Source organism: Faecalibacterium sp. Marseille-P9590, assembly GCF_017377665.1.
Taxonomy (GTDB): domain Bacteria; phylum Bacillota; class Clostridia; order Oscillospirales; family Ruminococcaceae; genus Faecalibacterium.
In genome coordinates this window covers 23,579-43,319 of the sequence record NZ_JAFREF010000001.1, presented here as the reverse complement: position 1 = coordinate 43,319, position 19,741 = coordinate 23,579, and the positions used below count along the sequence as shown (strand labels likewise).

Below are 19,741 nucleotides of genomic sequence, written 5' to 3'. Positions count from 1 at the left end.
GAGACAGGTCTCCGGGCATTTGCCGTATGATAAAAAAGAGGATAATAACAATGACGGATATTATCATTCAGGGCATTGGCGGCAGGATGGGCCATGTGCTGTGCGAGATGATCGCCCAGCGTGAGGATTGCCGCGTCGTGGCCGGCATCGACATGAAGGACGGCGAGATGAACGGCATTCCCGTGTACGACAGTCTGGACAAGCTGGACGGCAAGGGCGACGTCGTCATCGACTTCAGCGCTCCGGCAGCGGTCGAGAAGGCTCTGCCCTACTGTGAGGCTCACAAGCTGCCCATCGTGGTCTGCACCACCGGCCTTTCCGAGGAACTGCAGCTGAAGATCGTCCAGCTCTCCCGCAGCATCCCGGTGTTCAAGAGCGCCAATATGTCCATGGGCATCAACGTCCTGTCCGAGCTGTGCAAGCGTGCATCGGCCATTCTGGGCGCAAACTACGACATCGAGATCGTTGAGCAGCACCATCACAACAAACTGGACGCTCCCAGCGGCACGGCTCTGATGCTGGCTGACGCCATCAACGAAGAGAACGATGGCGCATACCACTATGTTTATGACCGTTCCGCTGTCCGCCAGAAGCGCGACCCCAAGGAGATCGGCATCAGCGCCGTGCGCGGCGGCAGCATCGTGGGCGACCATGAGGTACTGTTCTGCGGCCCGGATGAGGTCATCACCCTCCGCCATACAGCATATTCCCGCAATATTTTTGCAAATGGCGCAATAAATGCCGCCGTTTATCTTGCAAAAAAGGAGCCCGGCCTGTACAATATGAGTAACATGATCGCAGAGATGTAAGCTTTTCTGCGCATGGCATCATAAGGCACGGTATCGTGCGTCAGGAGACGAGCCTATGGCCAAGCACGCAGCCCCTCCCCGCCGTCGGCATTCCGCGCAAAAGCACGCCTCGCATAAGGGCGTCACCCTGTACACACTGGGGGTCCTGCTGGTAGCTGTATCGGTGCTGCTCTCTCTGCGCTTCTGGCCCCGCCGCATCGTGGATGCAGTTCCTCCGGCAGCGGAGGTGGAGTCCCCTGCTGTTTCGGAGGAGCTTGCTGTGCCTGAGCCGCAGCCTGTCGTCACGACATTGCGCTTCTCGGCTACAGGGGACAACCTCATTCATAAGCCCATCTATTCGCAGGCCGCCCGGCGGGCTGCAGAGGGCGAAGGATACAGCTTCGATTACTGCTATAGGAATCTGCTCGATTTCTATGCACAGCAGGACATCAACTGGATCAATCAGGAGACGCTCTGCAGCAAAGAGCTTGCGCCCTCTACCTATCCCTGCTTCTCGACCCCCGGCGAGTGCGCCGAAGCGCTTTACCGGGCAGGCTTCCGGGTGTTCAGTCTCTCGAACAATCACACCTACGATAAGGGAGCTGCGGGCATTGCCGCCACCCTCCGATTCTGGGAGACGATGCCTGAGGATGTGATCACCACCGGCCTGTGGAAGGGCGAGGCGGACTATGGCCGCATCCCCATCCAGACAGTAGACGGCGTAAAGATCGCGTACCTTTCCTACACCGAGCACACCAACGGCATTCCCCGGAACAGCAAGATGACCGCAAACATCATCTACACCAGCCAGCAGGATGTCATGGAACAGCAGGTGCGGGCGGCCCGGCAGGAGGCCGATTTTGTGGTAGTCGGCGTACACTGGGGCGTCGAGGACAGTCACAACATCACACAGGCGCAGCGCACCTTAGCTCAGTCTCTGGCCGACTGGGGCGCGGATGTGATCATCGGAACCCACCCGCACGTCCTGCAGGACGCCGAATGGCGCACCGCAGCCGATGGACGGAACGTATTTGTGGCCTATTCGCTGGGAAATTTCCTGAGTACCCAAAGCAAGCCTGACCAGCTCATCGGCGCGGTCTTGACGTTGGATCTGGAGCAGACCACCGAGCCGGACGGCAGCGTCCATTGCGCAGTGCGCGGCCCGAAGCTCCATGTGACAGTGACCCACTATGACGCCGGAAAGTCTAACGTCCGCACGTATCTGTTCCGGGATTACACGCCGGAGCTTGCACAGGCCCATGGCGTCCGCGCCGCGTATCCTTCTTTTGGGTACGATTACATCCGCCAGACGGCACAGACCTACATCAACAGCGAATTTTTGAAGCTTGCATAAAGCTTGTATCAGAACGCCCGATGGGCAGAATGGAGTGTTTACTATGTACGGTGTATCCAAAATCAATATTGAGCCGAGCCTGATGATGATCAGTGTGCAGGATGCCGAGTTCAAGGGCAACACGATGGCACGTTATCTGCAGATCTTCGCCGACACTGGCGTCGTGGTGGATATGATCAGCCAGAGCGCTCCCCACGGCACCAGCATGGACTTCAGCTTCACGGCATACAGCAGCGACCTGCCGCTGGTCATGAAGGCCATCTCTGCGGCAAATCTGGACAAGGACGCCAAGGCTTCTCCCCTCATCAGCGTGGGCTACTCCAAGCTGAATCTCTTCGGTGAGGAGATGGTCACCAGCTGCGGCGTCGCAGCCCGCGCCTTGAATGCTCTGGCGATGGCAGGCATCGAAGTTCTGCTCATCACCACCAGCGATTTGGACATTTCCCTTCTGGTCCGTTCGGAGAACGAGGACGCAGCCTATGAGGCCCTGAAAAAGGCTTACGAACTGTAACAACGATATTAAGCAGCACCCGTGTCTGATAAAACAGGCATGGGTGCTGTTGCAACAAAAGACCCGGCGGGTCTCCCCTCTGCGGAGAGAAACCAGCCGGGCCTTTTTATTTTATCAGAAGATTTACAGGCTCACCTTGTGGTAGACCTTCTTGCCTTTCTTGATGACGATGCCCTTGGACAGCTGCTCAGCAGTGAAGCTGACCGTGGGAGCAGCGACCTTCTCGCCGTCCACCAGAACACCGCCCTGCACGACGAGACGGCGGGCCTCACCGTTGGAAGCAGCCAGACCAGCCTTGACCATCAGGGTCAGGATGCCGATGGAGCCGTCGGTCAGGTCAGCCTCGGTCAGCTGAGTGTTGGGCATATGCTCAGCATCACCGGAAGCACCGCTGAACAGGGCGCGGGCTGCATTCTGGGCCTTGGCGGCCTCTTCTTCGCCGTGGACCATCTTGGTCAGCTCGAAAGCGAGGATCTCCTTGGCCTCGTTGAGGCGCTGGTCCTTCCAGGTGCTCATCTCGTCGATCTGCTCCAACGGCAGGAAGGTCAGCATACGGATGCACTTCATGACATCCGAATCGCCGACGTTGCGCCAGTACTGGTAGAACTCGAAGGGGCTGGTTTTGTTGGGGTCGAGCCAGACGGCGTTGCCAGCGGTCTTGCCCATCTTCTTGCCCTGAGAGTCGGTCAGCAGGGTGATGGTCATAGCATAAGCATCCTTGCCCAGCTTGCGGCGGATAAGCTCGGTGCCGCCCAGCATATTGCTCCACTGGTCATCGCCGCCGAACTGCATGTTGCAGCCGTAATGCTGGAACATGTAGTAGAAGTCGTAGCTCTGCATGATCATGTAGTTGAACTCGAGGAAGGACAGGCCCTTCTCCATGCGCTGCTCATAGCACTTGGCGCGCAGCATGTTGTTGACGGAGAAGCAGGCGCCCACGTCGCGCAGCAGCTCGACGTAGTTCAGATTCAGCAGCCAGTCGGCGTTATTCAGCATCAAAGCCTTGCCGTCGGAGAAGTCGATGAACTTCTCCATCTGCTTCTTGAAGCAGGCGGCGTTGTGGGCGATGTCCTCCTTGGTCAGCATCTTGCGCATATCGGTGCGGCCGGAGGGGTCGCCGATCATGGTGGTGCCGCCGCCGATGAGGGCGATGGGCTTGTTGCCTGCCATCTGCAGACGCTTCATCAGGGTCAGGGCCATGAAGTGGCCGGCAGTCAGGCTGTCGGCGGTGCAGTCAAAGCCGATGTAGAAGGTGGCCTTGCCGTTGTTGATGAGGTCGATGATCTCGTCATCGGTGATCTGAGCCACGAGGCCGCGGGCCTTGAGTTCTTCGTACAGAGTCATAAAAATTTCCTCCTGTTTGTCGGGCAGAGGGAAAATAAAACACCCCCTGCCAAAATAAATTTGGCAGAGGGCGATAAAATTCGCGGTACCACCTCTGTTTGCCGCCTCTTCACAGAAACGGCCTCACGAGTGCGCACCCCAGAGTAGAGTGACACTCCTGCGTTTGTAACGCTCGCACGCGGCACAGCCTACTATTCGTTCAGCCTGCAGCTCAGGGACGTATTTCACCTGCGTCTCCGCAGCCCCTTTCACCAGCCGGGGCCTCTCTGGGCAGAGCGCATCAGGGTACTCGGTTCCCATCTTCGCCTTTCAACGAGATTCAGTTTAGCACATCCCTGCCGGAATGTCAAGCGCTGGCTTTTTCTTATTTTTCTGCGTTCCGGCCCAGCATTTCCCGGGCATTGGCCAGCGAAAGCTCTGTGACATGGTCGCCGGAGATGAGGCGGGCCAGCGCCTCTACACGGCCATTCTCGTCCAGCGGGTGTATCTCAGTATAGGTACGCTCGTTCGTGATATTTTTCTGAATAAGCAGATGGCAGTCGGCCAGTGCAGCAATCTGCGCCGTATGAGTGATGCAGAGGATCTGATGGCCCTCGGCGCTCTGACGCAGTACCTCGCCGATACGGCTGGCTGCTTTGCCCGATACACCGCTGTCGATCTCGTCATAGATGACCGTTGGAACGGCGTCTTTATCAGCCATTGCATTTTTAATGGCAAGGGTAATACGGCTCAACTCACCGCCCGAGGCGATCTTTGCCAGAGGCTTCGGAGCTTCGCCGGGGTTTGTGGAGATATAGAACTCGATGCTGTCCTGCCCATGGCTGGCCAGCGGGCCGCGCGAATGGCGAAGCGTCATCCGCACGCCCGGCATGTTCAGGAAGTCCAGCGTGCCAGAGATACGCTTGTTCAGCTCATCAAAAGCTTTCAGACGGGTCTGGGTCAGAGCTTCGGCCTTTTCCCGCGCGAGGGTGTAAAGGCGGCGCTGCTCTTTCTGCAAGTGCTCTACCCTCTCCTGCGAGGACTGTATCATCTCAAGTTCTTTCCGCGCCCTCTCCCCGAAAGCGAGGATGTCCTCTACGGTGTCTCCGTACTTCCGCCGGAGCTTATAGATAAGGTCGATGCGCTGCTCGATCTCGTCCAGCTCTGCGTCGTTGGTGTCGTAGGCGTCCAGACGGCCAACGAGGTCTGCGGCGACGTCCTTCGCGGTGTAATAAAGGTCAAGCAGCCGGCCCGCACCGGCAGACAGCTCTCCGTCGAGCTGTGCCGCTGCGTCCACAGCGTTGGAGGCTTCGCCCAGAAGGTCAACAGCCCCCGGGGCCTCGTCGCCGCCGGAGAGCAACGCATAACACTGTGCGATACGGTCTCGGATGGTGGACGCATTTGCCAGCACTTTGCGGCGGCTTTCCAGCGTCTGCTCCTCCCCTGCCGTCAGGCCGGCATCGTCGATCTCCTGCACCTGATAGCTCAGCAGGTCGATACGGCGCTGCTTTTCGCTCTCGTCGGTTATCATGGCGTCCAGCGCCTTTTTGACGCTGACCAGTTCCCGGTAGATAGCATAATACGCCTGATACTCAGCACTGTTCTGGGCGTAAGCATCCAGAATGCCCTCATGACGGGCCGGGTTCAGCAGGCCCACGGAGTCGTGCTGACCGTTGATGTTGATAAGCCCGCCGCACAGCTCCCGCAGGACGGCGGCAGTAGCCGGCATCCCGTTGATACGGCAGGTGCTCTTGCCCTCGGCGGTGATCTCACGACTGAGCAGCAGGGCCTCCGAGCGCTCATAGCCTGCCTTTTCGAGACTGTCGAGAACAGCAGGCGGCACGTCCTCGAACGCGGCCCGGATGACGGCCTTAGCCGCGCCGGTGCGCACAAGATCCTTGGAAGTGCGGTTGCCCAGAATGGCGTTGATGGAGTCGATGAGGATGGATTTACCTGCGCCCGTCTCACCGGTCAGGACGTTGAGGCCCTTTTCGAAATGGACGTTTGCTTTCTGGATAACTGCAACATTTTCGATTTGCAGGCTGCTCAGCATAGTTTCACTCCCGCGTTTATTTCTGCCCGATATGACGGGTCAGTTCCGAACAGATGGTCTTTGCGTCCCGCTCCGAACGGGCTACGATAAGGAATGTATCGTCGCCGGAAAGCGTACCGACGACATTCTTCCATTTCAAGGCGTCGAATACCTCACAGGCAGCGTTCGCCATGCCGGAGTAGCACTTCACCAGCACGACATGTCCGGCAAAATCCACCCCCAGCACAGACTCGTGGAATATCGTCTCAAATCGGCCCTGCATCTTGGGGTTGAGGCTTTCGTTGTGGCTGGAAACATAACGGTAGCCGTCGGCGGTGGCAGCTTTGACGAGGCACAGCTCCCGGATGTCCCTGGAAATGGTAGCCTGTGTCACCTCGAAGCCCTCCTGGCGCAGATGCTCGAGAAGTACCTCCTGTCGGCTGATGGGATGTTCCTGAATGAGGCGGAGGATCGTCTGCTGACGTTCCGTCTTGCCTTTTGCCTCAGCTGGATTGTTTCGGCCCATATTCCTTGCCTCCTCTTGTTATTATCTCCGGCTGCGCAGCTTCTGGTCGATGGCCTGAAACTGGTCCGCCCTGCTGAAGGTGACGAGCTGTACGATCTGGTCGGAGAGGCGTATCTCCGCCGTTGAGCCGGCACTGAGCGGATATTCCGCTGCGCCGTCGCAGCTCAGGAACACTTCGTTGTCGATGACCTGCCCCACACAGATGTTTATTTTGCGCTCCTGAGCAAAGACCATCGCAGGGCTGGTCAGACTGTGGGGACAGATGGGAGTGACGACGATGCCCTTGGTCTGCGAGTCCAAGATCGGCCCGCCGGCTGCCAGAGAATAGGCTGTGGAGCCTGTAGGGGTCGCCACGATGACGCCGTCACCACGGTAATGCTCTACGAGGATGTCGTCGCAGTAGATGCTGAAGTCGATGGCCTGCTGCAGGCGGCCTTTCGTCACGACCACATCGTTGAGGGCATGGCCTTCCCAGCCATCCTCGCCCAGCACCCGCACATAGAGCAGCATCCGGCTGTCCAGAAGATACTCTCCCCGCACCAGAGCAGCGAGTTTTTCTTCCATTTCATCCACCTCACAGGTAGCGAGGAAGCCGCAGCGTCCGATGTTAATGCCGAGGATGGGTTTTTGATATTGCAGCGTAAAATTTGCCTCGTGCAGGATGGTTCCATCACCACCGATGGTCAGGATGACATCGGTGCGCGGAAGGCATTCTTCCAAAGGAAGGTACTGTACACCTTCCACGTAGCAGGACTCTTTCAGGTCATCCCGCATCAGGACGACAGCCCCCTGCATCAGCAGGAGCTGCGCTGCCCGGCGGGCAGTGTCGGCAGCCTGTTCCTTTCCGGGGTTTGGCGAAATGTAAACAGTCATAGGGCGGTTTATTCCTCCGTCTCCCAGCAGATTTACTTGTCCAGAGAGCTGTGGCTTGCCGCTACGACCTGCTCGGCAACAGAATCATCCAGCACACCGGGCTGTTCGCTCTTCTGGACGAACATCAGGTACTCAATGTTGCCCTCAGGGCCTTTGACGGGGCTGAAATCCAGTCCGCGCACGACGAAACCGTTTGCAGCGGCATAGCCCATCGCATTGTGGAGAACTTCGCGGTGGGTGGCAGGGTCGCGGACGACACCGTTTTTGCCCACCTTCTCGCGGCCAGCCTCAAACTGAGGCTTGACGAGGCAGACACCCATTGCGTCGGGCGTCGTGATAGCCTGCGCCACCGGGAAGATATGATGCAGCGAGATAAACGATACGTCCACGCTGAAAAACTCAATAGGCTCTGCCAGCATGTCCAGCGTGACATTGCGGATATTGGTGCGCTCCATGTTGACGACGCGCTCGTCGGTGCGCAGGCTCCATGCCAGCTGACCGTAGCCGACATCCACAGCATAGACCTTGACTGCACCGTTCTGCAGCATACAATCGGTAAAGCCGCCGGTGGACGCACCAATGTCCATACAGACCTTGCCGTTCGGCGTCAGAGGAAAGCACTGCATTGCCTTTTCCAGTTTGAGGCCGCCGCGGCTGACATAGCCGATGTCATGGCCGCGCACCTCGACCTTGGCGTCTTCCTTTATCATCTCGCCGGCCTTGTCCACCTTCTGCTCGTTGACAAAAACGACACCGGCCATGATGAGGGCTTTGGCACGCTCACGGCTCTGGATCATGCCGTGCTGCACCAGATATTGATCCAAACGAATTTTCAAAGTGTTTCCTCTCCTTTCGGGTCTGCTTCCCGCACAGCCTCGGCCAGATGTGCGGCATCCAGCCCGGTTGCCTGTTTAATTTGAGGCACCGTCGCGTGAGGCAGGCACAGCTTCTTCACAGCACGGTGGATGTACCGGCCCTGCCAGCCAGCATCCTGCAGGGCGCGGGCAAGGTGTTCGCCGATGCCGCCGCAGGCCACGCACTCTTCGGCCATCAGAACGACGGGATAGGCTGAAAGGTCACGAATCAGTTCTTCCTCAAACGGGAAGATGCGCACCAGCTTATAAACATCGCAGGGGATGCCCTCTTTAGCCAGCAGCTCTGCGGCAGCGAGAACATCTTCCACCTCATCGGCGTAGCTCACCAGTGCGGCCTTTGCACCCGGTGTGAAAATGAGTTTATCGTATTCCTTGCCCGAGCAGCCGTATTTTGCCAGAGCTTTGCTCTCTCCGCCGCGGGGGTAACGGATGGCCCGGGGACCCTGCATCTCATGGCCCAGCAGGATGGGAAGCCAATGCCGCAGTTCTTCGTAGTTCGAAGGCGAATAGATGGGCATTCCGGTCTGGCTGAGAAAAGCCGGGTCGTAGATGCCCTGATGTGTCTCACCGTCTCCGGGGACGAAACCTGCACGGTCCACCGCGAAGACGACATTTTCATGCAGAAGGTTGACGTCATGGATGATCTGGTCGTAGCTGCGCTGCAGGAAGGTCGAATAAATGCAGACCACCGGCAGCATCCCCTTGCTGGCCAGACCAGCTGCAAAGGTCACGGCATGCTGTTCGGCCATGCCGACATCGAAGAAGCGTTCCGGATGGGCATGACTGAAAAACTGCAGACCTGTGCCGTATTTCATGGCGGCAGTAATGGCACAGAGGGTCTTGTCGGTGTTTCCGGCGGCGCTGAGCGTCCGGCCAAAGGCATTCGAGAACGACTCTGCCGGAGCGACCTCGGGGTCAGGGATGCCGGTCAGGTCGAACTTGGAAACGCCATGGTAATTGCCGGGGTTCGACTCAGCGGGCGCATAGCCCTTGCCCTTTTTCGTCACGACATGGAGCAATGTCGGCCCGGGCTGAGCACAGACAGTCTGGAAAATGCGTTCCAGTTCCGGCTCGTCGTGGCCGTCGATGAGTCCAAAATAGTGAAACCCCATATCCTCGAACATCGTGGAATGGTACATGGCCCGGCGAATTGCTTTTTTGCTGTTCTGAAGAGCGCTTTTGATGGGCGCTCCGATGACAGGCACACCGTTCAGGAAGCTGTTGACATTTTCCTTGGCCGTAAAATAGCCGTTTGTGGTGCGCAGATGGCCCAGATAGCTTGCCAACGCACCGACATTATGGGAAATGGACATTTTATTATCGTTAAGGATGACCAGGAGATTGTCCAGCTTTCCGATATTGTTCATCCCCTCGTAGACCATGCCGCCGGTGAACGCACCGTCGCCGATGATGGCCACCACATGGCCCGGCTCCCCTTTCAGCTTTTTGGCCCATGCAATGCCGATGGCAACAGAAAGAGCTGTATTGCCATGTCCGGCGATAAAAGCGTCATGGGCGCTCTCATTGGGATTCGGAAAGCCTGAAAGTCCGTCCAGCTGCCGCAAGGTGCCAAAGCGCTTATACCTCCCGGTCAGGAGCTTATGGGTGTAGCACTGATGTCCTACGTCAAACACGAAAGCGTCCTGAGGGGTCTCAAAGACACGATGAAGTGCTACCGTCAACTCGACCGCGCCGAGATTGGAAGCAAGATGTCCGCCTGTTTTGGATACGCTGTCCAGCAGAAACTGACGGATCTCGCCGCAGAGCTGCTGGATCTGCGCGCTGTTCAAGCGCTTCAGGTCACGAGGCTGTGAAATATTCTGAAGCAATGAAGGATGCATAAAATGACCGTCCTCCTCACATTTCAAATTCCTGATGTTTTTTATTTAGACAAGGTGCATGGGATACAGGCAGCCGACCACGATGCCGACGACCATGCCGGCCATGACCTGCAAGGGCGTATGGCCGACCATCTCCTTCAGATGCATATTCTGCAAAAACGGAGAGTTCTTTTCGCTGATGTCGATCCACTCTTCGATCATCTGGTTGAGCACTTTGGCCTGCTCGCCCGTCTCGTGGCGCACACCCATTGCATCGTGCATGGTGATGATAGCGACCACACTGGCCACAGCAAAAATAGCCGAGCTGACTCCCTCGCTGCGGGCTGCGGCAATGACCATCGCGCAGACTGTCGCGCTGTGGGCACTGGGCATACCGCCGTCGCCCCACATCCTCTCGAGCTGGAACTTGCCCAGCAGGATAAAGTTGATGATGGTCTTGAGCACCTGTGCAACGAACCAGCCCACGATGGAAACAGTCAATATCTCGTTGACCGAGAACAATTCTTTGATAAATTGCATAGTTTGTTCACCTTCTTGAATTTTATCGCAATCCCACAGCCGACGTCTCAAAAAGCAGCGCATTTGCGATATGTAGTCCTGTGCGATTTCTGAGACGATTTCGGCGCAGAATGCGACCGGCTCAGCTGCGGCGGTTCAGCAGTGTGCGGGCCAGCTGCTCCAAAAACGCACTCTTTTCGCCGAATGCGTCGCGCAGCGCTGTGCAGGTCTCGTCATTCAGCTTTTCCGCCAGCTGCATGGCACCGTCAACGCCGAACAGGGTGACAAAAGTCGTTTTGCCATTTTCGCTGTCGCTGCCAATGGGTTTGCCCAGCTGCTCGGCGGTTCCGGTCACGTCCAGCACATCGTCCACGACCTGGAACACGAGACCGATGCCATAAGCATATGCTTCCAGCGCCTTACGCTGAATCTCATCGGCCTGTGCTGCAGCACCGCCCATCTGGATGGCTGCATTGATGAGTGCGCCAGTCTTGTGGCGGTGGATGAGACGGAGTTGTTCCTCGGTAGCGGCAAGCGCCTCATATTTCAAATCGAGTTCCTGACCGTACACCATGCCTCGGCTGCCTGCACCTGCGCCCAGCGCCTGTGCCGCGTGGACACAGACAGAAGCGGGAGCAGGCGCACCGGCGACTGCCTCGAAAGCCTCGGTCAGCAGGACGTCACCGGCCAGCATCGCGGTGGATTCGCCGAATGCCTTGTGGCAGGAGGGCTTGCCGCGGCGCATATCGTCGTTATCCATGCAGGGCAGGTCATCATGGATGAGCGAATAGCAGTGCAGCATCTCGACTGCGGCTGCAAACTGCTCAGCTGCCTCGGCATTGCCGTGGAGCATATCACACACGGCCAGCACCAGCACAGCGCGAATGCGCTTGCCGCCGCCCAGCAGGCTGTAGCGCGCTGCGCGGCAGACGTCAGATTCCTCAGGCAGATAGCGTTCACACGCCTGGCTCAATGCCTTTTCAGCACGGGCCAGATATTCGTCATACTGCTTTTTATACTCTGCGCTCTCCATAATGGTTCCTCCCTGCAAACTGTTTGCTTTTATTCTTCTGTTTCGGATCCTGCCTTTTCGCTGCGGGAAGCATCGATCTCCTCCATTTGAAGCGATGCTTTTTCCAGCGCAGCATGGCAGTATTCCATCAGTGAAGCCGCTTCTGCATAGAGCTTGACCGACTCAGAAAGGGTCGTCTCTTCGCTCTGCATCTGGCTCAGGATGGTTTCCAGACGGACCATGCCGTCTTCAAAGCTTTTGGGTGCTCTCATTCAGTTCCTCCACGGACGTGACCGTACATTCTGCTGTGTGCGCTGCACCGCGCAGGGTAAGCTTATCACCGGTTGCAAGAACATCTGCACTACACAGCCTGCCTTTGCTGTCATATACCATCGCATAGCCGCGCCCCAGTACCCGATAGGGGCTGAGAGAATCGGTCAGTGCTGCGGCGTGGCGCAGCTGCGCCTGTCGCTTCTGAATACAGCTCTGCGCAGCCGCCTCGAGTTCTTTCTGCACTGCGGCAAGCTCTGCCTGCCCACCGGTCAGTTTCCGGCGGGTCAAATCATAGGAAAGCTGCTGCTTGGCCATCATCAGACGGCCAGATGCTGCATCCAGACGGCGCTGCATCGCGCTCTGACAGCCCTGTTCCAGCTGGGACAGCGCCCGCAGAAGCTCTGCACGATCTGGCACGGCTAGTTCTGCCGCAGCCGACGGGGTCGGCGCACGGCGGTCCGCCACAAAGTCTAAAATAGTAAAGTCTATCTCATGCCCAATAGCACTGATAAGCGGCACTTTGCAGCGGTAAGCTGCCCGGGCGATGACCTCGGCGTTGAAGACCCAGAGGTCTTCCCTGCTGCCGCCGCCCCGGGCTACGATAATTTCGTCTACCCGGCCGCTTTTGTCCAGCTTTCCGATGGCATCTGCGACCTGCTGCGCCGCCTCGAAGCCCTGCACATTGACCGGGCAGAGCAGGAGTTTCGCCGCAGGCCAGCGCCGACCAATGACATTGCGAATGTCCTGCAATGCCGCGCCGGTCTTGCTGGTGACGACGCCGATGCATTTGGGATACGTGGGCAGCGGCTTTTTGTGCTCTACCGCAAAAAGCCCCTCCTGCTCGAGTTTGGCTTTCAGCTGCTCAAAAGCAAGCTGCGCCGCACCAATGCCGTCCGGGAACATTTCGTTGACATAGATCTGGAACGCGCCGTCCCGCTCATAAAGAGTAGCACGGCATCGCACGACTACCTTCATGCCCTCTTCCGGGCGGAAGCCCAGCCGCCGCGCATCTGAGCGGAACATCACCGCTTTGACACTGGCGCTGGCGTCCCGGAGAGAAAAATAACAGTGGCCGCTGCGGGCGTTCTGTACGAAGTTTGCAATCTCGCCCCGCAGCGCCAAATCGAACAGGATGTCGTTTGCATCCAGCAGCGTCTTGACATACTGGTTCAGGGCCGAGACGGTGATCACTTCAGCCATAGCCCGGCCTCCCGTGCGGCGAGGATAGATACGCCGATGGCGTTGTCACTGGAATACTGGCCGGGTACGAAATACACCTGCGGGAGGCGCTGCTGCACCCAGCTGCGAATGATGTCACTGCTCATCACGCCGCCTGCACAGACCACAGCAAGCCCGGGATATTCCTTCTGAGCCGCTTTGGTCATCTTGACCACGGTATCTGCCACGCAGAGCAGGCAGTACTTACAGACATAGGCAGGGCTTTTGCCAGCTGTCAACAAAGCATTGCACTGGTTTTCCAGCCCGGAAAGGCTGCATTCCATGCCTCGGACACTGGATTTCGGTTTTATCGTCACATCACATTCCGCAGCCAGACGAGAGACTTCGACGCCAGCCGGGAATCCAAAGCCCAGCTTGACGCCCACACGGTCCACAGCCTGTCCGGCGTAGAGGTCGGAGCTGGTCCCCAGCGTCTCGATATGCTTCACTTCATCGCAAAGGAGCAGGTCAGTCGTGCCGCCGGAAATATGGAACAGCAGTGTTTTCTCGCGGAAGAACTCTTCACCCTTGGCCGCAAACAGTGCCGCCGCCGCATGGCCCTGCTGATGGGTCGTGCGGACGAGCGGGATGCCCCGGGCCAGCGCGAACGCCTCGGCAGCGCTGACGCCCGCCAGAAAACAGGGCATATAACTGCCCTCTACCGGACGGGGCTTTTCCGACACGCCTACGGCACTGATTTTGGTCAAATCGAATTCACCGCTCAGTTCTTTCAGCATCTCAGGCAGAGCGGCTGTGTGGTGAAAAAGGGCGTCGCTCTGGCGCAGCCCAAGCTGGCCCTCCTTCACCGGAAGGAAACGCTTTTTTGCGCAAACAACCTCTCCGGCTGTATCAAAGACAGCCAGAGAGGTTGCATAATTGCTGGTGTCGATGCCCAGCGTATAGCTGCTCACAGCTGCTCAGGCTCTGCGTCCAGACCCTGCTCGCGTGCCACCGTACCCAGCAGACCGTTGACGAACTGATAATCCTCGTCTGCGCCATACTTTTTGGTCAGCTCGACTGCCTCATTGATGACGACGCCAGGCTTTTTCTCGTCGCCGTACAGCATCTCGGCCAGACCCAGACGGAGCACCGTCAGGCTCACGCGGGGCAGACGCTCCATCGTCCAGTTGCGCAGATGGGCGCTGATGAGGTCGTCCACCTCTGCGGAATGCTCATAATAAGCCCGCAGCAGGCGCTGGCCAAAAACATCCACCGGATGCTCTTCATCGCACTCGTGGTGGTTGTCCAGAGCCTCCTGCAGGGGAATGTCACCAAAGGTCTGAGAAAATGCCAGAAGAAATGCATTTTCGCGTGCTTCACGACGGGGCAAAATATTTTCCATAATGTTCCTCTCACAGCGGCAAGGCCCTCCCTTTTGCGGGAAGGCCGACCGCAATTCTCTTTTACGTTTTGTTTCTCGGCTCAGGCCTGCGGCTCAGCCGCCGGGGCCAGACCGGCAATGACGAGGTCAACGCGGCTGACCGTGACATTGGTCATGTTCTGGACGGCAGACTTGACGTTTTCCTGCACCTTTTCAGCCACAGCCGGGATGCGTGCGCCAAAGGCTGCTACAATTTCCAGAGTGATCTCTGCCGTGCCGTCCCGCATCTCTACGGTAACGGGCGACTGGACGTTGGCGCGCTCGAGAAGGTCTTTCACCTTCCGGTTCTGCTTGCCGCAGGACACTTCTGCCACGCCCTCGATCTCCAGCGCTGCACAGCGGGCGATCTTGCCGATGACCTCTGTGGAGATCTGCAGACTGCCGCCTTTAAGATCCATGTTCTGTAAATCCATTCTATGGCCCTCCATCCAAAATGAGCGAATGCCCATTTTATTTTATGCGTTCCATGCAAAGAGAGTACCCCTTTGCAAAACCTTTGATGTCATTATACCATTTTCTCCGGTTTTATACAACACCTTACTTCACTTCCACCACAGTAATATTCTGCGCAGTCACCTCGCTCTTGCTGAGCACGATGTCCCGTATCTGGGCCACCTGTGCCGCCGTCAGCGCGTCGCCGGAGGTCATCACGGTCAGGTCAGCCCGGCCGGACTGCAAAAAGCAGAGGCAGTCGGCAAAGCCTTTCGCCTTGACCAGCGTTTCTATCTCATTTTCTGCGTTGAGGTCTTCGAGGTTGGAAGTCAGCTGCTGGGTATAACCTTTTTTCTCCTCGGCGGAAAGGCCCGAGGTCTTGAGGGTCTTCTGGATCGTGTCCATCGCTTCATCGTGAGCTTTCTGGCGCTTGAGACGGGCTTCCTCAAAGAATTTTGCGCCTGCGTCGTTGGCCACGCTGACGAGCTGGGCCTCCCCATAATTCTTGTTGGCACTGGATATTGCTTCGGCCTCCGTCATCAGCCCATCGGTAACGGGTGCTGCCACAGGCTCACCCTCCACAGCCACCGCTGAGACGTTGACAGCCTCTTCATCCACACCGATGCCGGTGCGGGCATACTGCCAGTTAAGGTATACCGCCACGACCAGCGCGGCCGCAAGGGTCAGCGCTGTGACCCTGCGTGTGTTTTTGGTGATAGCTCTCATTTGTGTCTCCTCCTTGCATAACTTATATTTCATCGCTGCAAAAAATCATTCCCGGCGCTGCTCTACGCAGATGCGGTTGGACGGAACATCCAGCAGCGCCCCCACCAGCTCGGTGATTCGGGCGGCGACCCGGACATCTCCCCCGCCCTCGCACACCACGGCCACCCCGCACACTCTGGGGGTGCAGACTGTCTGTGCCAGCGCGGTCCCGTCGTCCAGCAGCACATGGGTCTGCTGTTCCTGGGTCTGTCCCGAGAGCGTGTCCAGAGCATAGATGGTCTCCTCTCCGCTTTCCAGTGTTATCATCACGGTGGTCTTTCCCGCGCCCTCTACCTGCGCGATGAGGTCGGAAAGCTGCTGCTCGAGCTGCTGGCGGTAGACGTTGTCATCCGCCGGGGCGGCGCTTGCTGCGGCGGTCTTCTCTGAAGGGGTGAACAGCTCCGACAGCAGGATGAGCAGCATGGCCGCCGCGCCCAGCAAAACCGCCAGCCGGGTGCGGTTTTCCTTCTGTGCGAGGTCCTTCAGCCGCGAAAAAAGCTCGTTGTTCATAGCACATCCTCCCCGCTGGGGCTGTTCCATTTGATGCATTCCGGTCCCAGCTGAAGCTGTCCTTCCAGCAGCGCTTCTATTGCCCGCTTCTGCGAGGCAGTGACGGCGTCCTGAGGGACGATCTGTACCTCATCCGCTTCCACGCCCTCAGCGGTCTGGCTCAGAATGATATTCAGCCTGAGCAAAACACCCGCCTCGCTGAGACAGCGTTCTTCGAGCGTACGGGAGAGTTCTTCTGCCGTCTGTGCCAGAACAGCATCCTCCAGACTGCCTACCGAGACCGCCGGCACCTGCGGCAGTTCCAATGCGGCAAACTGCGCCTTTGCGCCGGGCAGAGCATCCGCAAAGACTACTAGAATATATAGCCCTGCCACTGCTTTTATGCACTTCTGCCCCCAACCCTGTCCGACAAAGCGGGAGAGCAGCTCGGCGCAGATACAGGCCGTACAGAAGACCGCCGCTGCCCGTTCCAGTGCCTGCATCATGAACCACCTCCTACGATGAACAGCAGTGTTACCCCTGCCGCCGCCAGCCCGAAGAAAAGCGCCACCACCGCTGCCATACAGCGCACCGCCTCGGCAAAACAGTCGAATAATGCGCGGCAACGGGAGATGCCAGTGAGACTGCAAAGCAGACTGCAGCCCATCAGAAGAGCCAGCTGTATCATCAGCCCCAGATAGAGCGGCACAAACTCCGCGCCCAGCACCGACAGAGCTGCCAGCCCCAGCCCGCTCTTGAGGAGCTGTATCCCCGCGAGGATGGATTCCGATGCACTGCTGAGAGTCTGCCCGATGATGGGAACGCTCCCCGCCAAAAGCTGGCCGGTACGGAGCGAAAAGCGGTCCAGCTGGAATGCTGCAGCCCTCTGCAGGCCCAGCAGAGCCACCAGAATTTTTCCGGCCCAGCCCAGCGCCTGACGGAGCGCACTGCCGACGCCCTTGCAGAAAACGCCGAGGGCTGGTTCAGAGCTGACGCAGCAGGCCATGCTGAGCATCAGATAGCAGTGGAGCAGCGGCTGAACGAAGGTCGCTGCCAGCTGAGCCAGAAAGCAGAGTGCCGTCAGCAGCGCTCCACTGGCTGCACTGCCTGCTGCTCCTTCCCCTCCCATCGTGAGGACACCGGCATAGACGGGAAGGAACCCCAACAGAAAGCTGCGCCAGCTCTCCACCTGTTCACAAAGCTTCTGGGCTTCTTCCAGCAGACTCCCCCAGAGCAGGACGCCGCAGCCGCCTGCCGCCACCAGATCCAGCAAGGCCCCATCGGTGCATTCCCCGGCAAGAAGCCCCAGCACCGCTGTCAGCGTCAGGAACAGGAGCACTGACGTATAGCGACTTGCCGTCTGGCGCACCAGTGCGCCGAAGGATCGGGGCAGAAAGCTTTTCAGTGTTTCCCACGGTGAGGATGCCGCCTTTTCAAGGTCGATGCGGCTCTGCTGCAAATAGGGCTCCCAGAGAGAACTGCCCGGCAGAGCTGTGCTCGAAGCGGCCATCGCCGCCGGGGCCGCGAGTGCAAAGCTCGTCCACAAGAACAGTATTGCCAGACTCAAACGGAAAAGCTTGTCTCTTTTCATCCTGCGATGCTCCCTATCTTCTGGCCGATCTCTTCCAGCAGGGGCCACGCTGCCGCAAGCACCAGCACCCGGCCGGCCAGTGCCGTACACCACGCCAGCGATTCAGCCCCCGCCTCCTCGCAGAGCGAGTGGGCGTAATCGGCCAGCAGGATGATGCCTGTACACCGCAGCAGACAGGAAAAGGCGTCGCCGCCTGCCCGCTGTTCCAGTTTTGTCAGCCCGGAAAGCACGGTCTGCGCCGCTGCGCTGATTTTCCACAGCACAAGGACAACGGTTCCCATTGAGATGAACAGCCCGAAAGCCGGGGCGCTTTTCTGGAACAGGGTGTACAGCACAGCCCCCATCACCGCAAGTCCCAGCATCGTGAGGGCGCTCATAGCGCAAAGAGGGACTTGATGGTGACAAAAAGCACGCTGATCTGCTTGACCAGGATGGACAGCACCACCACCAGCCCCGCCAGTGTGGTCATCATGGCCTGGTCTTCCCGGCCTGAGCGGATGAGCAGCTGGTTGAGTACCGCCACGATGATGCCGATGGCCGCGATCTTGAAAATCAGGTCGATGTCCATACACATTCCCCCTATCTTTCATCAGAGGCAGAGGATGGCCGCCGCCAGTCCGACAGCAAATCCCAGCTTGTGACTCAATTCCAGCTGCGGGCGGGCGTGTTCCTGCGCCTGCTGCAAAAACAGCGTGAACCGCTCTTGATAAAATGCCAGCTGCTGACACTCCTGCTCTGCCTCCATCCGGCCAAGGCTCGAGAAGCACTCGATGAAACAGTCGCGTTCCGGGCGCGTCAGACCGGGCAGCGGACAAAGGCCCCGGAAGCTTTCGCCCGTGACAAGCCCCTCCTGTTTTAGTCTGCGGAAAAGCAAGGTGAGGTCCGTGTGACGATAGCTGATCTCCTGCCGGACGCGCTGCAAAAGCAAAAGCGTCTTTTCCAGCGCCGCCAGATGCCGCCGCGTATTCTGGCTGGCCGCATCCCCTGCGCACCAGCCGCAGCCCAGCCAGAACAGCGCACAGACGACTCGAAGCGTTTTCACGAAACACGCACCTCTTTCAGCTGCCCCGGCGCAGTGCGGCCTTTCAGAAGCACTGCCACATGGAGCGCACCGCACTTTTGCAGATACTGCACCTGCGGGCGGCGGGCAGCCTCTTCCCAGCTGGCGGCATGAAGTGTCGCGATAAATTCCACCCCGCTGAAAAGCCCCTGCTCCAGCGCATAAAGCTCGTCCATCCCGCCCAGCTCGTCCAACAAGATGACCTGCGGCGAGAGGGTACGCAGAGCCATCTGCACCGCCTGTCCCTTGGGTATGCCGCTGAGGATGTCGAGCGGAAGCGCCGCGCTTTCCTCCGAGGGGAATATCTCTCTCCGCTCGTCGATGACGGCCACGGCCCTATTCTGTTTTGCAAGTTCCCGGGCGACACCTCGCAGAAGGGTCGTTTTGCCGCTGTCGGGTTCCCCCATCAGGAGCATCCCGATAAATCGCTGCTGTAGAATATCCCGGAGTTTCTGTGGCAGAGGAAATTCCCGGTTCCGGGCAACGCGGACATTCACCGAGCGCAGCTCCTGCAAGACGGCGCTCTGCCCCGGTGCGCAGTAAAACTGTCCGGCCAGCCCGGCGCGGCACCCACAGCTGAGCGTGACATAGCCCACCGCAATTTCTGTCTCGTGGCTGTGTACCGACCCGCCGCAGAGGGTGACGAATATCTCTTCCATCTGCAAGGGCGTCAGCCGGAGCTTCTGCAAAGCAGGCAGCTCCGCCGGGCAGCAGGGCTTTCCGCCAATGGTCAACTGTACTCCACAGCCGACCCGGAGGCGTATCTCATGTACCTGTTCTGCAATGCCCGGCGGCAGGGCGCTCAAAGGCCGTGCCAGCCATGCGGGCAAAGCCCGAACAGCGCGGTAATACTCGTCCATCTTGTTTCTCCTTCGGTCTCGTCATTTTGGCTTCTTGCT

Annotated in this window: 24 protein-coding genes and 1 other annotated feature; of the genes, 3 read left to right on the top strand and 21 right to left on the bottom strand. The window is 58.5% G+C overall.

Annotated features, from left to right (window positions below):
- Window positions 1-50 precede the first annotated feature (50 nt).
- The 3 genes from dapB to J3349_RS00200 are packed head-to-tail and all read left to right on the top strand — an operon-like array spanning window position 51 to window position 2,653.
- Window positions 51-809, top strand: coding sequence for a 4-hydroxy-tetrahydrodipicolinate reductase (gene dapB, locus J3349_RS00210; protein ID WP_015564124.1), 759 nt, complete (start codon window positions 51-53; stop codon window positions 807-809).
- A gap of 55 nt (window positions 810-864) precedes the next feature.
- Window positions 865-2,142, top strand: coding sequence for a CapA family protein (locus tag J3349_RS00205; protein ID WP_158394503.1), 1,278 nt, complete (start codon window positions 865-867; stop codon window positions 2,140-2,142).
- A gap of 43 nt (window positions 2,143-2,185) precedes the next feature.
- On the top strand, window positions 2,186-2,653 hold the full coding sequence (locus tag J3349_RS00200; RefSeq protein ID WP_158394502.1) for an ACT domain-containing protein: 468 nt from the start codon (window positions 2,186-2,188) through the stop codon (window positions 2,651-2,653).
- Window positions 2,654-2,776: 123 nt separating this feature from the next.
- Here J3349_RS00200 and tyrS read toward each other — a convergent pair whose 3' ends face one another.
- The 21 genes from tyrS to J3349_RS00095 all read right to left on the bottom strand — a co-directional run bounded on the left by tyrS (window position 2,777) and on the right by J3349_RS00095 (window position 19,702).
- Complete coding sequence (gene tyrS, locus J3349_RS00195) at window positions 2,777-3,997, bottom strand: tyrosine--tRNA ligase (RefSeq protein WP_158394501.1); 1,221 nt, start codon at window positions 3,995-3,997, stop codon at window positions 2,777-2,779.
- A gap of 63 nt (window positions 3,998-4,060) precedes the next feature.
- Window positions 4,061-4,309 (bottom strand) — a binding site (T-box leader).
- A 52-nt stretch (window positions 4,310-4,361) separates the two neighbouring features.
- Window positions 4,362-6,029 carry a DNA repair protein RecN gene (gene recN / locus J3349_RS00190; protein ID WP_207675917.1) on the bottom strand — a complete coding sequence of 556 codons (1,668 nt, stop codon included), beginning with the start codon at window positions 6,027-6,029 and terminating at the stop codon, window positions 4,362-4,364.
- A 16-nt stretch (window positions 6,030-6,045) separates the two neighbouring features.
- Window positions 6,046-6,534, bottom strand: coding sequence for an arginine repressor (locus J3349_RS00185; RefSeq protein ID WP_149793363.1), 489 nt, complete (start codon window positions 6,532-6,534; stop codon window positions 6,046-6,048).
- 21 nt (window positions 6,535-6,555) lie between these two features.
- The gene (locus J3349_RS00180; RefSeq protein ID WP_207675916.1) at window positions 6,556-7,407 is read right to left on the bottom strand and encodes an NAD(+)/NADH kinase; all 852 of its coding nucleotides are present in this window, start codon (window positions 7,405-7,407) and stop codon (window positions 6,556-6,558) included.
- A gap of 32 nt (window positions 7,408-7,439) precedes the next feature.
- The gene (locus J3349_RS00175; RefSeq protein ID WP_207675915.1) at window positions 7,440-8,243 is read right to left on the bottom strand and encodes a TlyA family RNA methyltransferase; all 804 of its coding nucleotides are present in this window, start codon (window positions 8,241-8,243) and stop codon (window positions 7,440-7,442) included.
- Entirely contained in the window at window positions 8,240-10,123 is a 1,884-nt protein-coding gene (gene dxs / locus J3349_RS00170) for a 1-deoxy-D-xylulose-5-phosphate synthase (RefSeq protein WP_207675914.1), read from the bottom strand. The genes J3349_RS00175 and dxs overlap by 4 nt, the downstream gene beginning before the upstream one ends.
- A gap of 45 nt (window positions 10,124-10,168) precedes the next feature.
- Window positions 10,169-10,642: a divergent PAP2 family protein gene (locus J3349_RS00165; RefSeq protein WP_158394496.1), complete on the bottom strand. Its 474-nt coding sequence runs from the start codon at window positions 10,640-10,642 to the stop codon at window positions 10,169-10,171.
- Between the two features lie 121 nt (window positions 10,643-10,763).
- Complete coding sequence (locus J3349_RS00160; RefSeq protein WP_207675913.1) at window positions 10,764-11,654, bottom strand: polyprenyl synthetase family protein; 891 nt, start codon at window positions 11,652-11,654, stop codon at window positions 10,764-10,766.
- Window positions 11,655-11,683: 29 nt separating this feature from the next.
- On the bottom strand, window positions 11,684-11,905 hold the full coding sequence (gene xseB / locus J3349_RS00155; RefSeq protein WP_242699438.1) for an exodeoxyribonuclease VII small subunit: 222 nt from the start codon (window positions 11,903-11,905) through the stop codon (window positions 11,684-11,686).
- Window positions 11,883-13,106, bottom strand: coding sequence for an exodeoxyribonuclease VII large subunit (gene xseA / locus J3349_RS00150; RefSeq protein WP_207675912.1), 1,224 nt, complete (start codon window positions 13,104-13,106; stop codon window positions 11,883-11,885). Before xseA ends, xseB begins: the two co-directional genes overlap by 23 nt.
- Complete coding sequence (locus J3349_RS00145) at window positions 13,094-14,035, bottom strand: glycoprotease (RefSeq protein ID WP_158403100.1); 942 nt, start codon at window positions 14,033-14,035, stop codon at window positions 13,094-13,096. Before J3349_RS00145 ends, xseA begins: the two co-directional genes overlap by 13 nt.
- Complete coding sequence (nusB, locus tag J3349_RS00140) at window positions 14,032-14,466, bottom strand: transcription antitermination factor NusB (RefSeq protein ID WP_015564113.1); 435 nt, start codon at window positions 14,464-14,466, stop codon at window positions 14,032-14,034. Before nusB ends, J3349_RS00145 begins: the two co-directional genes overlap by 4 nt.
- An 80-nt stretch (window positions 14,467-14,546) precedes the next feature.
- On the bottom strand, window positions 14,547-14,933 hold the full coding sequence (locus J3349_RS00135; protein WP_149793355.1) for an Asp23/Gls24 family envelope stress response protein: 387 nt from the start codon (window positions 14,931-14,933) through the stop codon (window positions 14,547-14,549).
- A 109-nt stretch (window positions 14,934-15,042) separates the two neighbouring features.
- Entirely contained in the window at window positions 15,043-15,663 is a 621-nt protein-coding gene (locus tag J3349_RS00130; RefSeq protein WP_207675911.1) for a SpoIIIAH-like family protein, read from the bottom strand.
- A 45-nt stretch (window positions 15,664-15,708) separates the two neighbouring features.
- Window positions 15,709-16,212, bottom strand: coding sequence for a stage III sporulation protein AG (locus tag J3349_RS00125; RefSeq protein WP_207675910.1), 504 nt, complete (start codon window positions 16,210-16,212; stop codon window positions 15,709-15,711).
- Window positions 16,209-16,697 carry a hypothetical protein gene (locus J3349_RS00120; protein ID WP_207675909.1) on the bottom strand — a complete coding sequence of 163 codons (489 nt, stop codon included), beginning with the start codon at window positions 16,695-16,697 and terminating at the stop codon, window positions 16,209-16,211. The genes J3349_RS00125 and J3349_RS00120 overlap by 4 nt, the downstream gene beginning before the upstream one ends.
- The gene (locus J3349_RS00115) at window positions 16,694-17,782 is read right to left on the bottom strand and encodes a stage III sporulation protein AE (protein WP_207675908.1); all 1,089 of its coding nucleotides are present in this window, start codon (window positions 17,780-17,782) and stop codon (window positions 16,694-16,696) included. The genes J3349_RS00120 and J3349_RS00115 overlap by 4 nt, the downstream gene beginning before the upstream one ends.
- Window positions 17,779-18,144, bottom strand: a complete 366-nt coding sequence (locus J3349_RS00110; protein WP_207675907.1) for a SpoIIIAC/SpoIIIAD family protein — start codon at window positions 18,142-18,144, stop codon at window positions 17,779-17,781. Before J3349_RS00110 ends, J3349_RS00115 begins: the two co-directional genes overlap by 4 nt.
- 11 nt (window positions 18,145-18,155) lie before the next feature.
- Entirely contained in the window at window positions 18,156-18,350 is a 195-nt protein-coding gene (spoIIIAC, locus tag J3349_RS00105; protein ID WP_015564106.1) for a stage III sporulation protein AC, read from the bottom strand.
- Between the two features lie 21 nt (window positions 18,351-18,371).
- The gene (locus tag J3349_RS00100; protein ID WP_207675906.1) at window positions 18,372-18,824 is read right to left on the bottom strand and encodes a hypothetical protein; all 453 of its coding nucleotides are present in this window, start codon (window positions 18,822-18,824) and stop codon (window positions 18,372-18,374) included.
- Window positions 18,821-19,702, bottom strand: coding sequence for an ATPase, T2SS/T4P/T4SS family (locus tag J3349_RS00095; protein WP_207675905.1), 882 nt, complete (start codon window positions 19,700-19,702; stop codon window positions 18,821-18,823). Before J3349_RS00095 ends, J3349_RS00100 begins: the two co-directional genes overlap by 4 nt.
- Between the last annotated feature and the right edge of the window lie 39 nt (window positions 19,703-19,741).